At 73.9% G+C, this 16852-nt stretch carries 15 protein-coding genes and 1 pseudogene; 10 read left to right on the top strand and 6 right to left on the bottom strand.

Translation table 11 applies throughout. From position 1 onward, the window contains the following. Positions 1-47: 47 nt before the first annotated feature. The 3 genes and pseudogenes from ACZ6BG_RS01135 (at position 48) to ACZ6BG_RS01125 (ending at position 6068) form a co-directional block, all read left to right on the top strand. Positions 48-3212: a DEAD/DEAH box helicase gene (locus ACZ6BG_RS01135; RefSeq protein ID WP_468995041.1), complete on the top strand. Its 3165-nt coding sequence runs from the start codon at positions 48-50 to the stop codon at positions 3210-3212. Further along, positions 3209-3841 (top strand): annotated as a pseudogene (locus tag ACZ6BG_RS01130) (SWIM zinc finger family protein); the annotation flags it as partial. The gene ACZ6BG_RS01135 and the pseudogene ACZ6BG_RS01130, both read left to right, overlap by 4 nt. Positions 3842-5633: 1792 nt before the next feature. Then, complete coding sequence (locus ACZ6BG_RS01125; protein ID WP_468995037.1) at positions 5634-6068, top strand: hypothetical protein; 435 nt, start codon at positions 5634-5636, stop codon at positions 6066-6068. Positions 6069-6203: 135 nt separating this feature from the next. On the opposite strand, the gene ACZ6BG_RS01120 is transcribed toward ACZ6BG_RS01125, so the two are convergent. After that, the gene (locus ACZ6BG_RS01120) at positions 6204-6677 is read right to left on the bottom strand and encodes a DUF3574 domain-containing protein (RefSeq protein WP_468995034.1); all 474 of its coding nucleotides are present in this window, start codon (positions 6675-6677) and stop codon (positions 6204-6206) included. A gap of 270 nt (positions 6678-6947) precedes the next feature. On the opposite strand from ACZ6BG_RS01120, the gene ACZ6BG_RS01115 reads away from it, so the two are divergent. After that, the gene (locus ACZ6BG_RS01115; protein WP_468995032.1) at positions 6948-8012 is read left to right on the top strand and encodes a phosphatidylinositol-specific phospholipase C domain-containing protein; all 1065 of its coding nucleotides are present in this window, start codon (positions 6948-6950) and stop codon (positions 8010-8012) included. Positions 8013-8085: 73 nt separating this feature from the next. On the opposite strand, the gene ACZ6BG_RS01110 is transcribed toward ACZ6BG_RS01115, so the two are convergent. Then, a complete protein-coding gene (locus ACZ6BG_RS01110) occupies positions 8086-9051 on the bottom strand; it encodes an endonuclease/exonuclease/phosphatase family protein (protein WP_468995030.1) in 966 nt (321 codons plus the stop codon). Between the two features lie 202 nt (positions 9052-9253). Here ACZ6BG_RS01110 and ACZ6BG_RS01105 point away from each other — a divergent pair, with 202 nt between their 5' ends. The 3 genes from ACZ6BG_RS01105 (at position 9254) to ACZ6BG_RS01095 (ending at position 10701) form a co-directional block, all read left to right on the top strand. Beyond that, positions 9254-9427, top strand: coding sequence for a hypothetical protein (locus ACZ6BG_RS01105; RefSeq protein ID WP_468995028.1), 174 nt, complete (start codon positions 9254-9256; stop codon positions 9425-9427). 190 nt (positions 9428-9617) lie between these two features. Beyond that, positions 9618-10337 carry a DUF899 domain-containing protein gene (locus ACZ6BG_RS01100; protein WP_468995025.1) on the top strand — a complete coding sequence of 240 codons (720 nt, stop codon included), beginning with the start codon at positions 9618-9620 and terminating at the stop codon, positions 10335-10337. A 175-nt stretch (positions 10338-10512) separates the two neighbouring features. Beyond that, positions 10513-10701: a hypothetical protein gene (locus tag ACZ6BG_RS01095; RefSeq protein WP_468995020.1), complete on the top strand. Its 189-nt coding sequence runs from the start codon at positions 10513-10515 to the stop codon at positions 10699-10701. Between the two features lie 76 nt (positions 10702-10777). On the opposite strand, the gene ACZ6BG_RS01090 is transcribed toward ACZ6BG_RS01095, so the two are convergent. Both ACZ6BG_RS01090 and ACZ6BG_RS01085 read right to left on the bottom strand, forming a co-directional pair. Continuing rightward, positions 10778-11146 carry a hypothetical protein gene (locus tag ACZ6BG_RS01090; RefSeq protein WP_468995017.1) on the bottom strand — a complete coding sequence of 123 codons (369 nt, stop codon included), beginning with the start codon at positions 11144-11146 and terminating at the stop codon, positions 10778-10780. Between the two features lie 135 nt (positions 11147-11281). Next, on the bottom strand, positions 11282-11740 hold the full coding sequence (locus ACZ6BG_RS01085) for an ATP-binding protein (protein WP_468995013.1): 459 nt from the start codon (positions 11738-11740) through the stop codon (positions 11282-11284). 327 nt (positions 11741-12067) lie between these two features. Between ACZ6BG_RS01085 and ACZ6BG_RS01080 the strand changes: the two genes are divergently transcribed. From ACZ6BG_RS01080 to ACZ6BG_RS01070, 3 genes are all read left to right on the top strand, one after another. Further along, on the top strand, positions 12068-12928 hold the full coding sequence (locus ACZ6BG_RS01080) for a helix-turn-helix domain-containing protein (RefSeq protein ID WP_030358762.1): 861 nt from the start codon (positions 12068-12070) through the stop codon (positions 12926-12928). Between the two features lie 96 nt (positions 12929-13024). Then, complete coding sequence (locus ACZ6BG_RS01075; RefSeq protein WP_289956183.1) at positions 13025-13240, top strand: DUF397 domain-containing protein; 216 nt, start codon at positions 13025-13027, stop codon at positions 13238-13240. 162 nt (positions 13241-13402) lie between these two features. Beyond that, on the top strand, positions 13403-14230 hold the full coding sequence (locus tag ACZ6BG_RS01070) for an SAM-dependent methyltransferase (protein ID WP_468995008.1): 828 nt from the start codon (positions 13403-13405) through the stop codon (positions 14228-14230). A 171-nt stretch (positions 14231-14401) separates the two neighbouring features. On the opposite strand, the gene ACZ6BG_RS01065 is transcribed toward ACZ6BG_RS01070, so the two are convergent. Together ACZ6BG_RS01065 and ACZ6BG_RS01060 are read right to left on the bottom strand one after the other, a co-directional pair. Further along, on the bottom strand, positions 14402-15892 hold the full coding sequence (locus ACZ6BG_RS01065; protein WP_468995004.1) for a glutamate synthase subunit beta: 1491 nt from the start codon (positions 15890-15892) through the stop codon (positions 14402-14404). A 110-nt stretch (positions 15893-16002) separates the two neighbouring features. After that, positions 16003-16482, bottom strand: a complete 480-nt coding sequence (locus ACZ6BG_RS01060) for an anthrone oxygenase family protein (RefSeq protein WP_468995002.1) — start codon at positions 16480-16482, stop codon at positions 16003-16005. Positions 16483-16852: the final 370 nt, after the last annotated feature.

The following is a 16852-nucleotide window of genomic DNA, read 5'->3' as shown; positions in this document are numbered from 1 at the left end:
GGGCAGGGTGTGTGAGCGATGAGTGAGGGGCGTGCGAGGTGGTGGCGATGACGGCGGAGGGTGCCGGGGCTGCCTCTGACGGCACCCGCCGCGTCGTCGCCGGACCCGCTGTCGACGGTGCCGCGCTCGCCGAGCTCGTACGTGGTTGTGCTGTCGTCTTCCTGCCCGCGGAGGTGCCCCGGGAGGGCGTGCTCGCGTGGTGGCGGCCGGACGGCGGGGAACTGCCCGATGTGATCGGTGCGGCGGGTTCGGGGGCGTGGGGGCGGGGTGAGGTGACCGTCGTGCGCCGCCATGGTGCGGGGGTGCGGAGGCGGGTTGTGCCTGCGCTGTTCGCGCCGGTGGGGGTGGGGGTCGAGGTGTTGTTCGGGGGTGGCCGTGCCCTCGGGGTCGGGGGTGGGGCGGCCTCTGGGTCCGTGCCGGGTGGGGCGGCCTCTGGGTCCGTGCCGGGTGGGGCGGCCTCTGGGTCCGTGCCGGGTGGGGCGGACCGCGCCCGCGCCTCTGTTGGCGGGGCCTCCCGCGCCCGCCCCTTCGCCGCCGCGCACCCCGCCGCCTGCTGGGCGGCCGCCGCCCGGCACGCCCTCCACCTGGCCGCCCGAGGCAAGCTCCTGCCCGGCCTGACCGACGCCGACGTCGACGCGTGGCGGGCCGGACCCCTCGGCGCCGAGGACATCGCGCACCTGCGGGCCATCGCCGCCGCCATGCCCCCGGAAGCGCACGCCGTGCCCCTGCCCGGCGCCCGCGCGCCGCTTCTGCTGCCCGAGCCGTACGTGCTGGTCAGGGCGTTCGTCGACGCGGTCATCGACGTCCTGCCGCGCACCCCGGCCGCCGCGTACGCCGTCGGCGCGCCCTTCGCCGCCCGCGCCCCCCAGTCGCTGCCGGGGGCACGCGAGTGGGCGGCGGAGGTGGCGGCAGGGCAGGACGCGGGGGTGCGGGTGTCGCTGCGGGTGGATCTGCGGGCGCGGGACTTGTTCGACGGGGAGGAGGAGGGGGCCGGGGTGGGCGAAGGAGTCGGCGCGGCCGAGGGCGCCGGGGCCGGTGGGGGCGCCGGAGCCGCCGGAGCCGCTGCCGCCGTGCTTCAGGTGCACAGCCTCGCCGACCCCACCCTCGTCGTCGACGCCGCGCGGCTCTGGGAGGGCGCCGAGCACTTCGGGCCGCGCGCCAAGGCCCAGACGCTGCTCGCCGTGCGCCGGGCCGCCCGCGTCTGGCCGCCGCTCGGCCGCCTCGTCGACCGGCCGCGCCCCGACGTGCTCCCGCTCACCGAGGCCGAGCTGTACGACCTCCTGGGCGCCACCGCGACCCGGCTCGGCGCGGCCGGGGTCGATGTGCACTGGCCGCGGGAGCTGTCGCGCGAGCTGACCGCGACCGCCGTGGTGCGGCCCGCGCCGGGCACGGCCGCCGACAACTTCGACTTCTTCAAGACCGAGCAACTCCTTGAATTCCGCTGGCAGTTGGCGCTCGGCCCGGACGGGGGCGGGGCCGAGGGATCCGCGGGCCCCGACGGCGCGGAGGGCGGCTCCCCGCTCACCGAGGCCGAGATGGACGCCCTGGCCGAGGCGCACCGACCCATCGTGCGGCTGCGCGACCAGTGGGTCCTCGTCGACCCCGAGCTGGTCCGCAAGGCCCGCAAGCGCGACCTGGGCCTGCTCGCCCCCGTCGACGCCCTCACGGTCGCGCTCACCGGCGGCGCCGACGTGGACGGCGAACGCGTCCCCGCCGTACCCACCGGCGCCCTCGCCCACCTGCGCGAACGCCTCACCGGTGAACCACGCCCCGTCCCGCAGCCGCCCGCCCTCGCGGCCACCCTGCGCGACTACCAGCTCCGCGGCCTCGCCTGGCTCGACCGGATGACCGCGCTCGGCCTCGGCGGCTGCCTCGCCGACGACATGGGCCTCGGCAAGACCGTCACCCTCATCGCCCTGCACCTGCACCGGGCGCGCCCCGAACCGACCCTCGTCGTCTGCCCCACCTCCCTCCTCGGCAACTGGCAGCGCGAGATCGAACGCTTCGCCCCGCACGTCCCCGTACGCCGCTTCCACGGCACCGGCCGCAGCCTCGACGCCGTACCCGACGGCGCCATCGTCCTCACCACGTACGGCACGATGCGCACCAGCGCCGCCGAACTCGCCGCCCGCGACTGGGACCTGGTCGTCGCCGACGAGGCGCAGCACGTGAAGAACCCGCACGCGGCCACGGCCCGGGCGCTGCGCACGATCCCCGCGGCGGCGCGGGTCGCCCTCACCGGCACGCCCGTCGAGAACAACCTCTCCGAGCTGTGGGCCCTCCTCGACTGGACCACCCCCGGGCTGCTCGGCCCGCTCAAGGCGTTCCGCGCCCGGCACGCCCGCCTCGCCGAGACCGGCGGCTCCGCCGAGAGCGACGAGGCGGTGGCGCGCCTGGCCCGCCTCGTACGCCCCTTCCTCCTCCGCCGCAAGAAGTCCGACCCGGGCATCGCCCCCGAACTGCCCCCGAAGACGGAGACCGACCACCCGGCGCCCCTCACCCGCGAACAGACCGCGCTCTACCAGGCGGTGGTGCGCGAGACGCTCGCCCGCATCGAGGCCGCCGACGGCATCGCCCGCCGCGGCCTGGTCATGAAGCTGCTCATGGCCCTCAAGCAGATCTGCAACCACCCCGCGCAGTACCTGAAGGACGGCGCCGCCCGCACCGGCGCGGGCCGCTCCCGCTCCGGCAAGCTCGAACTCCTCGACGAACTCCTCGACACGATCCTCTCCGAGGGTGCCTCGGTGCTCGTCTTCACCCAGTACGTGGAGATGGCGCGCCTGCTGGAGTCCCACCTGACCGCGCGCGGCGTACCCACCCAACTCCTGCACGGCGGTACGCCGGTGGCCGCGCGCGAGACGATGGTGGACCGCTTCCAGGCGGGCGAGGTCCCCGTCTTCCTCCTCTCCCTCAAGGCGGCCGGCACCGGTCTGAACCTGACCCGCGCGAGCCACGTCGTGCACTACGACCGCTGGTGGAACCCTGCCGTCGAGGACCAGGCCACCGACCGCGCGTACCGCATCGGCCAGACCCAGCCCGTCCAGGTCCACCGCCTCATCACCGAGGGCACGGTCGAGGACCGTATCGCCGAACTCCTCGCCGCCAAGCAGGCACTGGCGGACGCGGTCCTCGGCGACGGCGGCGAGGCGGCCCTCACGGAGCTGTCCGACGCGGAGCTGTCCGACCTGGTGACGTTGCGGAGGGCGCGATGAGCTTCGCTATGGGCGACGGCGCCTCTTCTCGGACGTCCCTTCCCCAGGGCGACGGCGCCCCCTCCCGGACGTCCCTTCCCCAGGGCGACAGCGCCCCCTCCCGGACGTCCCCCGGCCTGGGCGACAGTGCCTCCTCCCGGATCTTCCCCGGCGTGGGCGGCGTCGCCCGCTCCCGCGTCTTCCCCGCCCTCCCGCCCCGCACCGATCCCGACGCCCCCTTCGCCTCGACCTGGTGGGGCAACGCGTGGATCGCCGCCCTGGAGGGCTCGGCCCTCGACCCGGCCCGCCTGGCCCGAGGCCGCGCGTACGCCCGCGAGGGCCACGTCGACACGATCACCGTCGCGCCGGGCCGCATCACCGCGTACGTCCACGGCAGCCGCCCCCGCCCCTACCGCGCCGAACTCCGCATGCGCACCCTCACCCCCGCCGACTGGGACCGCCTCCTCGACGCGGCCGTCGCCGACCCCGCCCACCTCACGGCCCTCCTCACCCGCGACATGCCCCAGGCCCTCGCGACCACCGCCGACCACACCGGTGTCCCCCTCCTCCCCGGCCACGGCGACCTCGTCCCCGCCTGTACCTGCCCCGACCGCGGCCACCCCTGCAAACACGCCGCGGCCCTCACCTACCAGACAGCCCGCGTCCTGGACGCCGACCCCTTCGTCCTCCTCCTCGTACGGGGCGCCGAGGAGACGCGCGTACTGGACGAACTCGCCCGCCGCAACGCGCACCTCGCGGCCCGGGAGACCGCGCCGCGCCCTCCGGCGGCCGCGCGCGGGGAGGCGACGGTGCTCCCGCACGGGGAGGCGCCGACGTCCGGGGCCACGCCGACGGCGCCTTCGCCGGACGACGCCGACCGGGCGGGGGCCGACGACGGTGACACCGGCCGGGAGGCGGAGGCGGAGGCGGAGGCGGATGCGGAGGCCGAGGTCGGCGAGGCGGTGCGTCGGGCGCCGGGGGCGGGCGACGGCTTTGGTCCGGCGGCGGGGGTGGACAGCGCCTCCGGCCCGGCGGCCGATGCCGACGGCGCTTTCCGTGCGCCGACGTCCGCACCGGGTGACGCTGCCCGCCCGGCGGCCAAGCCGGACGACCCGCCCGAGGTACAGAAAGCCGCCCGCCCGTCGGACGCGGCACGAAAGGCCATCCGCTCGGCTGCCAAGGCGGGGGAGGCGGCCCGCAAGGGCCACCCGGAGGCGGGCGACGCCGCCCGCCCGACGGCTGCGGCGGGAGACGTTACCCGTCCTGCTGGTCGGGTGGGGCGCGCCCTTCCTGCTGGTCCGGCGGGGGACTCTGCCCGTCCGTCGGACGCGCCCCGCACCACCCCCCGCCCCTCCGAAGCGGCCCGCAACGCCATTCGCCGACCCCCCGCTCCCACCCCGGGCGGTCTCCCGGCCCACCCGCAGCAGGACACCCCACGCCCCCGCCAACACCCGGAGAACACAAGCCCCTCCACGACGAGGGGCCCGCTGCCCTCCACGTCGACGAACCCCTCGCCCTCCACGTCGACGAACCCCTCGCCCTCCACGTCGACGAACCCCTCGCCCTCCACGTCGACGAACCCCCTCCCCACCGAGTCGCCAGCCGACCCGTCCTCCCCACCACAGGGCACCCTCGCCCTTCACTCCGAAGGGCCCGCGACGCCACCCCTCGCACCCTTGTCCCTCCCGGGCACCCCCGCCCTCCACTCCGAAGGGCCCGCGACGCCACCCCTCGCACCCCTGTCCCTCCCGGGCACCCCCGCCCGGGAAGTCCTCGCCACCGGCTACCGCCCCCCGCTCCCACCCCCGTTCCCCGTCCCTCCGCACCCTGGCGAACCGCCCCTCCTGCCCGCCGTGCCGGGCGCGCCCGACCCCACGGCCCTTGAGTTCCTGGCGACGGACGCGGCGGCGCGGGCCCACGCGTACCTGAGGTGGGAAGAGTCCCCGTTCGCGGCCGACGCCTGGCTAGACGCGGTGCGGCTCGCCGCCTCCCACCCCGGCCTGACGGGCCGCCGGACCTTCAGCCGCCAATTCGCCGCGCTGGCCGCCTCGGTGGGCCGCGCCCCCGCCGACCTGTCCCGCGCGGCGGCGGCCTGGCGGCAGGGCGGCGAGGAGGGCCTCGCGGTCCTGGAGTCCCCCTGGGACCCACCGGCGGGCCCCTTCGACCGGGCCAGGGGCGCCCTCGCGGCCGCGGACCTGCCCCGCATGACGATCAAGCGCAACCACCTCACGGACCCCACCGGCACGCACCAGATCCGCTACGGCCACGACGGCCGCTGGTACCCCTACCGCGCCGAGCCCCACACCGGCCGGGCCGACTGGTGGCCGGACGGCCCCGCCGACGAGGACCCGGTCGGCGCCCTCACGAGTCTGCTCGGCGCCTGACGCGCGCGGCCGCTACCGTGGACCCTCCAGCGGCAGCAGCGGCGACGAAGGAGACCCCGTGGACGCAGAGTTGACCGCCCTCGCGGCGGCCGGAGCTACGGCGCTCGTGCAGTCGATGGTGGGGGACGGGTGGGCGCACGCGCGGGAGCGGGTCGTCGGGTTCTTCACGCGGCGGCGTGCGGAGGGCGGGGACGATGCCGCTGTCGCCGTCGGTGGTGAACTCGACGAGGCGCGCGAGGAGTTGGTCGCCGCGCGGGACGCGGAGGACGCGGACACTGCCGCCGACGTGCAGGCCGAGTGGAGGAATCGGGTGCGGCGGGCTCTGCGTGACGACCCCGAGGCCGTCGCCGAACTGCGGGTGCTGCTGGATGAGTTGGCGCCCGACGAGGGTGCGGAAGGGCGGGGCGGCACCGTGCGCAACACCATCAGCGGCGGCGTGCAGCACGGGAACGTCATCCAGGCACACACCGTGGGCGACGTCACGCTCGGTTAGGCCGACGCGTGCCCAGCAGGGAGCGGAGGTCCTCGCCCAGGTCCGGGCCGCCGCTGTCCATGTCCGCACGGTGCCGGGGTCGATGACGTACAACCAGTTCCCGGCACCCTGCGATCGTCCGGGCCGCCGCGTGCGTCAGAAGTCCACCCGCGCCCGATCGTCCAACCGCCCCACCGAGTCCTGCTTGAACTTCTTCTCGTAGTCGGAGCGGATCTCCTCGATGAGGACGTCCCGCCTCTTCGCCTCGGCGGTGGGGTACAGCAGGATCAGCTCGTACGAGCGCTCCCGCTCGATCTTGCCGTTGCTGTCCTTCCACTGGCCCCGGCCCTGCTGGATGGTGAGGCCGTCGGAGAAGCCGGGCGTGACCTCGGTGTCGATGAACTTCATGAACTGCTTGTCCGTCACGGCCGGGCCTCCGTCGGGGCGTTCGGTACCGAAGAACAGGCGGGTCTCGACGAAGGGCTCGCCGCGTGAGGCCGTGGCCTGCGTGTGGGGTGCCGTGTCCTCGGAGTCCAGGGCCGCGTACGCCGTCGGCGCGCCGATCGCGAGGACCGCCGCCGCTGCGGCCAGGGCGAGGCGCGGGCCGGTGAGCGTGAGGGTGAGGGCCAATGGAGCCGCCTTTCGTGCGGGCGCGCGGCCGCGCGGGCCGGGCGACGGGTGCGGGGGTACGGAGCGCCGACGGCCGGGTGCGGAGCGGCGTCGACGGGCGTACACAGTAGAGGACCCGGGCCTCCTGGACGTGTTGGCGCACGGGCCTGTCCGTAAGTCGCCGTCTTCCGTCCCGTCACTCTCATCCCTTACCTTTCCCAGGACTTGACGGGTGTGGCGGAGGGGACGACGGTGCGCGGAGCGATGGAGCATGCGGAAGGTGCGGAGCGTGTGGGGGCCCGGTCACCGCGCGGGCGCGGCAGAGCCCTCCTCATCGCCTGTGCCGTCGCCGGTGCCCTCACCGCCGCCCCGCCCGCCCTCGCCGACGGCGGCCCGGCGTCAGGGCCCGCCGCCTCCCCGTACGCCGCCACCACCGGCGTCGGTGTCCACAACGCGTACGAGAAGTCCAAGTACCCCTACTTCGCGGACGCCCTGGACTCCGGCGCGGCCATGCTCGAACTCGACGTGTGGACCAACGTCTTCGGCGGCGGCTGGCGCGTCTCGCACAGCAACCCCGTCGGCAACGACAACAACTGCGAGAACGCGCAGAAGCCCGAGGAACTGCGCACCAAGGCCCGCAACCAGCGGCTCGACGGCTGCCTCGCCGACATGAAGGCCTGGCACGACGCCCACCCGGGCCACCGGCCCGTCCTCGTGAAGGTCGAGCTGAAGGACGGCTTCCAGGCGAAGAACGGCCGCGGCCCCGCCGAACTCGACGCCCTGCTGCGCGGCAAGCTCGGCGACGCCCTCTACCGCCCGGGCCGGCTCGCCGAAGGCAGCGCGAACCTCGACGAGGCCGTGCGGAGCAAGGGCTGGCCCGACCGGGCCGACCTCGCGGGCAAGTTCATCGTCGAGCTGATCCCCGGCACCGTCGAGCAGGGCAACCCCGCCGACAAGCTGTGGACCGACCGCGAGTACGCCACGCATCTGCGGGACCTCGCCGCCGCCGGTCGCCTCGCGGACGCCGGCGCCTTCCCCGCCGTGCTCGGCGCCGCGTCCGGCGACCCGCGCACGCGCTACCCGGACACCTCGATCCGGCCGTGGTTCGTGCTGTTCGACGGGGACGCTTCGGTGTACGCGGGCGGGTCCGTCGACACCAAGTGGTACGCCGACCGGCGCTATCTCGTCGTCATGTCCGACGCCCACAACGTCCCGCCCGCCATCAGCGCCACCAACCCGACCGAGGCCCAGGCCCGCGACCGGGTCGCCCTCCTCGCGGGACGGCACGCCAGCATCGTGTCGTCCGACTGGTATCCGCTGCCGGGGGTGCTGTCCACGGTGCTGCCGCGCGGCTAGGGCCACGGCGAGACGGAGACAGCGACGCGGACGGCGGCGGCGTCGATACGGACGAGAGGGGCGTGGTCGCGCGCTAGGGCTGGAAACGTATCCACACCGGCGCGTGATCCGACCCCGGCGCGTCCCTGCGCGCCTGCGGATCCGCCCCCACCGACGGCAGTTCGGGCCCCGCCGCCTCGTCCGGCAGCCCCGTGCCCGCCTCGCCGTCGGCCGTCACCCTGCCGGTCAGGCGGTGGCTCATCAGGATGTGGTCGATGAGTTCGCGGCGGCCGAAGTTGACGCGGGAGAAGCGGCGTTCGGCCGGTATCAGCGGCGCCACGTTCCACAGCCGGGTCGCGTCGCCCTTGTCCGGCCTGCCATGGCCGGGGGTGCCGAGCTCGGATCCCGGCGGGCCGAGCAGGATCTGGGTGGTGGCCGCCGCCACCTCGTCGTTGAGGTCGCCGAGCACCACCACGTCGCGGTCGAGACCGGCCCCGCCGAGCAGCCGGTCGGCGAGCGCGCGCAGGGTCGTGGCCTCGGCGGTGCGGCGGTACAGCGCGTACGCCCCGACGCGGGCCCGTTCGCCCTCGTCACGCGGCTGGAACCGGCCGCCGGGGTACGTCAGGAGCTTCGACTTCAGATGACAGACCGCCGCGTCCACGGTCAGGGCCCGGGTGACGATCCGCACGGCGAACAGGCCCCGCCCCGTCGTGGCGACCGGTGTGCCCGCGTCGTCGCCCTGCACGGGCCGCAGCTTCGCCGGGAACGCCGCCACGTCGGCGAGCACTTCCAGGTCGAGTCGGCTCAGGAACCCCACCCGGATGCCCCGGCTGTCCGCGTGCTCCGACACCGCGGTGCGCCAGTCGCCGTCGAGCATCCCGGCCAGGTCGGTGAGCGCCGCCGGATCGCCGACCTCCTGCACGCCGAGCAGGCTCGGGCGCAGTGCGCGGACCGTCTCCGCGAGCGCGTTCAGCTTCGCCTCGTACGCCGCCTTGTCGCTCGGCCCGAACGGGCCGCCGGGCCGGTACAGGTTCTCCAGGTTCCAGGTGCCGAGGAGCATGCCGGGCTCCTTCCCGGCGTCGTGGCGGGAGCGCTCCCCGGCCGGGGCGGGCGCTCGCGCGGGCGCCGTCGTGAGGTCTTCCCGCGGGCCCGGGGGCGCCGCGGGCGGCCGCTGCCACCGCGGCGGGCGGCTGACGCCAGAGTGCCCCCGAAACGCCTGCCGCGACAGGCCCACGGCAACCCGCTCCCCGTACCGTGAACGGATGACCGAGCCTGCCGCATCCGGCCCCGCCTACCTCATCATCATGGGCTGCACGGCCCTCCTCCACGACATCGAACGCTTCCCGGACCTCGCGCTCGGCGTGCCCGAGAGCGAACTGCGGTGGCGGCCCTCGATGCGGGCGCGGGGGCTGCTCGCGCTGCCGGTGGTGTTCTGAACCGGGCTGGCGCTCTGGACCGGGCCGGTGCTCCGAAGCGGGCCCTTCGGCGGGGCCCGGCGCCACACCTGACGGACCGGCTGAGAAAAAATCCGGGAAATCCCGTACGGGACCGATGAGTTCTTGTGAGACATCCAGTCAGCCCTCCTGAGAACCCGCGAACCGCGGACCGGATCCGGAGGAATGCGCCATGGGACTGCCGCACATCGTCACGCGCGCGGAGTGGCTGGCCGCCCGCGAGAAGCTGCTCGCCAAGGAGAAGGCCGCCACCCGCGCCCGCGACGAGCTGAACGCCGATCGGCGCGGGCTCCCCATGGTCGAGGTGGACAAGGACTATCTGTTCGACGGCGCGGACGGGAAGGCGACCCTGCTCGACCTGTTCGACGGCCGCGCCCAGCTGATCGTCTACCACTTCATGTTCGCCCCCGAGTGGGACGCGGGCTGCCGCAGCTGCTCGGCGTTCCTCGACCAGATCGGGCACCTCGCGCACCTGCGGGCCCGGGGCACGACCTTCGTCGCGGTCTCGCGCGCCCCCTTCACCCGCATCCTGCCCTTCAAGGCCCGCATGGGCTGGGTCGTGCCCTGGTTCTCCGCGTGCGGCGGCGAGTTCAACCGCGACTTCGCCGCGTCCTTCGCGGGCACCGACGGCCGCGTCCAGGACCGCCCCGGCCTCAGCTGCTTCCTGCGCGACGGCGACCGCGTCTTCCACACGTACTCCACGTTCGACCGGGGCCTGGACGGCATCGGCTCCACCACCAGCCTGCTCGACCTCACCGCGCTCGGCCGCCAGGAGGAGTGGGAGCGGCCGCGGGGCCGGGCGTCGGCGCTCGGGGCCCCGGCGGGGAGCGACGGGGTGCGGTACCACGACGAATACGACGAGTACGGGGCGTACGACGGGTACGGGTACTGACACCGTGCTGTCGTACGGCCCCAACTCTGTCTCGGTTGGGTCACGTTGTGAGTCGATCGGGGTGCGGCGCGCGTTCTCCTCAGTGCAGGGTCTGTGTCTCTGAGAACGTGGTTTCGAGAACATGGTTTTGAGAACGTCGTACCGAACACTGAGTCGTACACGGGGGAACGTGAACATGATGAACGGACGAGTGGTGCTCGAGAGCTTCCCGGCGGGCGGGCCGCGCGGGTCGTGGCCCGCGGAGGAGTTCGCGCGGGACCGGCGCCGAGAGGGACAGTGCGCGGAGGTCGTGATGGACCTGTCGAGCGACGCGTTCCTGGTGGTCGTGCGCGGTCAGGAGGCGAGCGAGCGCTCCGCGGCATGACGTCGTGTCGCGGCCTGACACCGTGCCGCTGTGGGCCGGGGGCGAACCGCCCTCGGCCCCTCTTCGTGTCCGGGCCTCAGGCCCGGACGGCCCCCGCCCACCCCGGCACGGCCCCGGCCAGGCGGCACAGGCCCAGATACAGGGGGATCGGCGGGGTATAGGGGACAGAGCTCTCGGGCCGGTGCACGAGCACCGGCTCCCGGGTCGCGTCCGGCACCACGGCACCCGGCGAGTAGAACGTCGACGGCGGCCACTGCAGGGCCACGTCCGAGTCCGCCGGCACGATCCACCACCAGCGCGGCCCGTCCTCGTACACACATCCCACCCGGGGCAGTCGCTCCAGGAGGCGCGGACCGAACTCCGCCGGCATGGCGACCGCGTCGCAGCCGAGGGGTTGCCGCATTCCGGCGGGGACGGCGAGTCGTGCCACTGGCTGCACACTCACGACTCGCCGTCCGACCGCCCGCTCCCGCTCTCGCGAGAGCCGTACCAAGGTGCCAAGGTCGAGCAGTCGCGCTGTCCTCGTGCTCACATGTCCCCCGACCGCATCACTGTCGCACTCGCATCCCCGTCAGTCGGCTCACAGGCCGTCGGTCAAGGCCTCGACGCCCTCGGCGTCGAAGGCCTCCGTATCGAAACCGTGGACACCGGTCTCCTGCGTGCCGAAGCACGCCGCCGGATCGGGTGATCTGGGCAGCTCCGCCCACACCGAAAGGCCGGATCCGGAGTCCTGGACACCCCATGCGCTGCTCACGGCGCTCACGAGAAGCAGTCCCCTCCCATGCTCCTCGTCAGGTCCCCGCAGCCCTGTCGGCCGTGGCACGCCCGCGTTCTGACCCTCGTCGCGTATGGCTATCCGCACGGTGTCGGCTCCCGTGCAGATCTCGCAGACGACGGTGCGGCTCGCGGTGTGCACGATCGCATTGGTGACCAGCTCCGATACGACGAGCGCCGCCAGGTCGCAGGCGTCGTCGCCGACCGCGAGGGAACAGAGCCGATCGCGCGTCAGCCGCCTCGCCCGCGCCACCGAACTCGGCATCGCGGCCAGGGTGAAGGTGACGCAAGGCTCGCCAGCCTCCGCCCGACCCTCGGCACAAATGCCAAGTCGGGCATGGGTGGCTTCAGTTCCTAACGATGCGGGCGGAGTCACGCTCTCCACTATCGCCCCGCCGCGAACACCTTGGCAAGGGTCACTCTGAAAAGTGCACAGTGACATGTCCCTTTGAGACGTCCCATGGCACACTTCTCGCAACGCCTCACCGAGCGGCGTGACGTGCGCGACACGTGGTGAAGTGCGGTGACGCACGGTAACGCGAGTCGCGCAACGGCGATGCAGAGAGCGACGCGAAGTGGGTGGAGGTAGGACGTGAGCGAACCGCGGTCGGCGCCGACCGTCGGACAGGTCGTTCTCGGTCGTCGCCTGCAGGACCTGCGCGAACGAGCCGGTCTGAAACGCGACGAAGCCGCGCGAGTACTCCGCGTGGCCCCCGCCACGGTCCGCCGCATGGAGACGGCCGAGGTCGCGCTGAAGATCCCGTACCTCCAGCTGCTGCTGAAGGCGTACGGCGTCACGGACGAAGAGGCCGACGCCTTCGTGCTGCTCGCCGAGGAGGCGAACAAGCCCGGCTGGTGGCAGCGCTTCCACGACATCCTGCCCGGCTGGTTCAGCATGTACGTCAGCCTGGAGGGCGCCGCCAGCCTCATCAGGTCCTACGAACCGCACTTCGTGCCCGGACTGCTCCAGACGGAGAGCTACGCGCGTGGCGTGCTGCGTTCCGGGGCCATCGGCCAGACCCGGCCCGAGGACATCGAGCGGTACGTGGCCCTGCGCATGGAGCGCCAGGCGCTGCTCACCCGCGAGGACGCGCCGCGCCTGTGGGCCGTGATGGACGAGACCGCGCTGCGCAGGCCCGTCGGCGGCCCCGACGTGATGCGGGCGCAGATCGACCGGCTGCTCGAAGCCGTGGAGATGCCGCATGTGACGCTCCAGGTCGCGCCGTTCTCCTCCGGGCCGCACCCGGGCACCTTCGGGCCGTTCGTGCTCTTCCGCTTCGCGATGGCGGAGCTGCCGGACATGGTCTACAGCGAGTACCTGACCGGTGCCGTCTATCTGGACGCGCGCACCGAGGTGGCGACGCATCTCGAGGTCATGGACCGCATGGCGGCCCAGGCCGCTACCGCACAACGCACGAAGGAGATCCTCCGGGATGTCCGCAAGGAGCTGTGAATGGACCGAGACCGACACCGTGCGGGCACAGGACCTGCGTCCCGGCCCGACACCCGCGCCGACTCCCGGCCCCCCGGGTCCCGGATCTACAACGGCATGCCCGCGCGCGAACTCGGCGTCGAGGGCTGGCACAAGCCGTGGAGCGGCGGCAACGGCGGCAACTGTCTCGAAGCCATGAAGCTGGACGACGGCCGCGTCGCCGTCCGCCAGTCCTCCGACCCGGACGGCCCCGCGCTCATCTACACGGACGGTGAGATCCGGGCGTTCATACAGGGAGCGAAGGCGGGGGAGGCGGACTTTCTGCTGTCGTGACCGGGTACGTCACCGGCGGGTGAGTGGATACGCCACCGGCGGGTGACGGATACGCCGCCGGCCGATGGGGCGGGTGCCGCATCCGCCGGTGAACTCGTACGTCGTGCGCGTACCTCGACCACGGTGCGCGGGGACCTCGGTGAAGGGGCAAGGGAGCCACAGATGACCGGGACGGGGCAGGCCCAGGGGGACGAGGGCGGCTCGTCGTACATCGACACGAGCAAGCCGCATCCCGCGCGGATGTACGACTGGTGGCTCGGCGGCAAGGACAACTACCCCGTCGACGAGGAGATGAGCCGGCAACTCGTCGCCATGGACCCGCGCATCCCCGCCGTCGCGCGCGCCAACCGGGCCTTCATGCAGCGCGCCACGCGCTGGCTCGCCGGGGCCGGGATCCGGCAGTTCCTCGACATCGGCACCGGCATCCCGACCGAGCCCAACCTGCACCAGATCGCCCAGGGCATCGCGCCCGACACCCGCGTCGTCTACTGCGACAACGACCCCATCGTCCTCGCCCACGCCGAGGCGCTCCTGCGGTCCACGGCCCAGGGCGCCACGGAGTACATCCAGGGCGACGCCCGCGAACCCGCCGCCATCCTCGCCGAGGCCCGCAAGACCCTCGACTTCACGCGTCCCGTCGCCCTGTCCCTGGTCGCGCTGCTGCACTTCGTCCCGGACGAGGACGGCGCGTACGAGGTCGTGGACGAGCTGGTGTCCGCGCTGTCGTCGGGGAGCTTTCTGATGCTGTCCCACGGCACCGGCGAGTTCACCCCCGACCGGGCCAGGACGGCCGGTGACCTCTACAAGTCCCGCGCCCTCACCCTCGCCCTGCGCGACCGCGCCGAGGTCGTCCGCTTCTTCGACGGCCTCGACCTGGTGGAACCCGGCGTGACGGTGGCCGACGCGTGGCATCCGGAGCTGGGCGAGCGGGCGGAGCCCGTCGGGGATGGGCCGCTGCCCATTTACGGCGGGGTGGCTCGTAAGGGGTGAGGGGGCGGGGCTGCCCGCGGGCTGGAGTGTGGGGTTGCGGGCCTGTGGGCCTGGGGCGCGGCGGGTCTGCGGGGTCGGCCGAGGGCCGGTTCTGTGCGGGGCCCGGTCGTGGCCGGGGCGGCGCTTCTGTGCGTATTCCCTGGTGGCCGGGGCGGTCGAGTCCGGGGTCGGTCATGGTCTGAGCGGGCCGTCGTGCGCCGTCACCGGTGACGGCAGTGACGTCGTGCCCATGAGGTGGCGGTCCACGGCCGCCGCGGCCGCGCGGCCCTCTGCGATCGCCCACACCACCAGGGACTGGCCGCGCCCGGCGTCCCCGGCGACGTACACCCCGGGCACGTTCGTCGCGTAGCCGCCGTCCCGGGCGACCGTCCCGTCCGGTGCCACCGTCACGCCCAGTTCCGACACCGCGCCCCCGACGGTCACCTCCGGCCCCCGGAACCCCAGCGCGAGCAGCACCAGGTCGGCCCTGAGGACCCGCTCGGCGCCGGGCACCGGGCGTCGCCGCGCGTCCACAGCGCCCAGGTGGACGGCCCGCACCCGCCCCGCCGCGTCCCCGGAGAACCGCAGCGTCGAGGCTGCGAAAAGCCGCGCGTCGGCGTCCGGATTCTGGCCGAAACCCAACGCGCCGGCCTCCTCGTGGGCGGGGGAGATCCGGTACAGCGTGGGGTACGTGGGCCACGGGTCGGCCGTCTCGTCCCGCTCTGCCGAGGGGAGCGCGCGGATGTCCACCTGGGTCACGGACGCGGCGCCCTCCCGTACCGCCGTGCCCAGGCAGTCCGCCCCGGTGTCGCCACCGCCCACGATCACCACGTGCTTGCCGGCGGCGGACAGCGGCGAGACGTCGAGGTCGCCCTCGCCCACGCGGTTGGCTCCCGGCAGATACTCCATGGCCTGCGTGATCCCCGCCAACTCCCGCCCCGGAACCGGAAGTTCCCGCCACGCCGTGGCCCCGACGGCGAGCACGACCGCGTCATGGCGGCTCCGCAGCGCCGCCGCGCCGATGTCCCGGCCGACCTCCGTCGACGTACGCAACCTCGTGCCCTCGGCCCGCAGTTGCGCGAGTCGCCGCTCCAGGTGGTGCTTCGCCATCTTGAACGCGGGGATCCCGTAGCGCAGCAGCCCGCCCGCCCGGTCGTCCCGCTCGTACACCACGACCGTGTGCCCCGCCCGCGTCAGCTGCTGCGCCGCCGCGAGACCCGCGGGACCCGAGCCGACGATCCCCACCGACTTGCCCGTCAGCCGCTCGGGCGGCATCGGCGGGGCGAGGCCGTCCGCCCAGACGCGGTCGGCGATGGCCGCCTCGACGTTCTTGATGGTCACCGCGGGCTGGTTGATGGCGAGGACGCAGCCCGCCTCGCACGGCGCCGGGCACAGCCGCCCGGTGAACTCGGGGAAGTTGTTCGTCGCGTGCAGCCGGTCGGCGGCGGCGCGCCAGTCGGCCCGCGAGACCAGGTCGTTCCACTCGGGGATCAGGTTCCCCAGCGGACAGGCCTCGTGGCAGAACGGGATCCCGCAGTCCATGCACCGGTCGGCCTGCTCCTCGATCAGGGGCAGCAGCGCCCCGGGGACGTACGCCTCGTCCCAGTCCTTCACCCGCTCGCCCACCGGCCGCCGCGGCCACTCCTGGCGCGGGTGCCGCAGGAACCCCTTGGGGTCGGCCATGGCCGTCTCCCTACGCGTAGGGCGCGTCTTTCAGCCACCACGGTATGCCGGGGAGACGGGGTCGGCATGTGGTCCGGGGGCGGGGCGGCGGGCAGGCCGGTCGGGAACGCTCAGGTCAGGGCGAGGATGAAGGAGACCGCCGCGGCGGTGGCGGCCCCGGTGCGGATGTGGTTCCACATCGTCCATTCGGCCACGTACGTACGCCAGTACGCCGCGCCGGACTCGGATGACGCGTCGACCTTCGCCAGCTCGTTGTTGCGCGGCACGTTCGCCACGACCGTCACTCCGAAGCAGCCGAAGAGATACAGCGCGCAGCCGAGCAGCAGCTCCAGCGCGCCCTCGTCCGGCCAGACCACGAAGGTGACCACGGCGAGCACCACGCTGACGCCGGTCGCCCCCATGAACACGGCCATGAACGGCGGTCTGACCGCCGTGACGTTGATCGCGTTCATCGCCGCGATGCCCTGGGGCGACGGCAGCGCGGCGAGGCCCCGCATCACGAAGGTGGAGAAGCCGATGAACACCCCGGCGACGAGGGCGCAGGCCACCGCACCGAGAACGGTGAGCACGAAGTACGGTCCGTCGATCATGGCAACTCCCTGGGTGGGTCCGGCCGTCGGCGGCCGGTGTGAGGCGCCTGATCCTGCACGGCGCGGTATGTCTGTGACCAGTCAATGACCACGAAGCACCGGACGCCATACGCGGACCCCGCACACCCATACGTCGGCGTCTCACTGGCCGGGGGCCTTGTCCGGGGTGCCTGAGCGGGGCGCGCTTCGCTGGTCGGCGGGGTGCCGTGGTGGGGCGGTGCGGTGGGGTGGTCGGGCTTTCCGGGACGGTGGTGTTGCCGTGGTGGGGCGGTGGGTGGTCGGGCTTTCCGGGACGGTGGTGTTGCCGTGGTGGGGCGGTGGGTGGTCGGGCTTTCCGGGACGGTGGTGTTGCCGTGGTGGGGCGGTGCGT

Source organism: Streptomyces sp. NPDC041205 (genome assembly GCF_055591765.1).
Note: the sequence above shows the minus strand (reverse complement) of the source record. Positions and strands in the feature narration are given on the sequence as shown.

What these genes read in the sequence shown, in the direction of transcription:
- ACZ6BG_RS01135 (WP_468995041.1), top strand. Translation starts at nt 48, where the DNA reads ATGACGGCGGAGGGTGCCGGGGCTGCCTCTGACGGCACCCGCCGCGTC.
- ACZ6BG_RS01110 (WP_468995030.1), bottom strand. Translation starts at nt 9,051, where the DNA reads ATGCTCCTCGGCACCTGGAACCTGGAGAACCTGTACCGGCCCGGCGGC.
- ACZ6BG_RS01105 (WP_468995028.1), top strand. Translation starts at nt 9,254, where the DNA reads ATGACCGAGCCTGCCGCATCCGGCCCCGCCTACCTCATCATCATGGGC.
- ACZ6BG_RS01100 (WP_468995025.1), top strand. Translation starts at nt 9,618, where the DNA reads ATGGGACTGCCGCACATCGTCACGCGCGCGGAGTGGCTGGCCGCCCGC.
- ACZ6BG_RS01095 (WP_468995020.1), top strand. Translation starts at nt 10,513, where the DNA reads ATGATGAACGGACGAGTGGTGCTCGAGAGCTTCCCGGCGGGCGGGCCG.
- ACZ6BG_RS01085 (WP_468995013.1), bottom strand. Translation starts at nt 11,740, where the DNA reads ATGCCGAGTTCGGTGGCGCGGGCGAGGCGGCTGACGCGCGATCGGCTC.
- ACZ6BG_RS01075 (WP_289956183.1), top strand. Translation starts at nt 13,025, where the DNA reads ATGCCCGCGCGCGAACTCGGCGTCGAGGGCTGGCACAAGCCGTGGAGC.
- ACZ6BG_RS01070 (WP_468995008.1), top strand. Translation starts at nt 13,403, where the DNA reads ATGACCGGGACGGGGCAGGCCCAGGGGGACGAGGGCGGCTCGTCGTAC.
- ACZ6BG_RS01065 (WP_468995004.1), bottom strand. Translation starts at nt 15,892, where the DNA reads ATGGCCGACCCCAAGGGGTTCCTGCGGCACCCGCGCCAGGAGTGGCCG.
- ACZ6BG_RS01060 (WP_468995002.1), bottom strand. Translation starts at nt 16,482, where the DNA reads ATGATCGACGGACCGTACTTCGTGCTCACCGTTCTCGGTGCGGTGGCC.